The organism is Mesorhizobium sp. M8A.F.Ca.ET.181.01.1.1 (genome assembly GCF_004792025.1).
Lineage (GTDB): Bacteria > Pseudomonadota > Alphaproteobacteria > Rhizobiales > Rhizobiaceae > Mesorhizobium.
Genome location: NZ_SRTV01000154.1, coordinates 1 through 331 on the forward strand (window position 1 = coordinate 1; position 331 = coordinate 331).

A 331-nucleotide genomic window follows, 5' to 3' on the forward strand; every position below is an offset into this window, starting at 1 on the left:
ATCGATAAGCGGATTAAAGAAGGTGGCGGCGGAGACGTAGGGCGTCAGGCCATTGTCGAATTCGTAGGCAAGGCCGGCGCGGCCGCTCAGCGCGTCGTCATTGGAGCGGCGGGACAGGCCCGTCGGCAATCTGTTGTTCAGCTCCGTATCGACATAGTCGTAACGGCCATTCAGCGTCACAAGCCAGCCATCTCCGAACCGCAGCTGGTCCTGCGCATAAATGCCGATCTGCTGTTGGGTCACGATGTTATCGGCATAAACGAAATTCGTTCCCTGCGCCGAACCGTAAACCGGATTGAGCACGCCGATTGCATTCGAGCCGCAGCAGGAC

At 58.6% G+C, this 331-nt stretch carries 1 protein-coding gene; it reads right to left on the reverse strand.

Annotated features, from left to right (window positions below; all coding sequences use genetic code 11):
- The coding region (locus EN824_RS34005) for a TonB-dependent receptor (RefSeq protein ID WP_135933200.1) at positions 1–331 on the reverse strand (331 nt) is incomplete at both ends.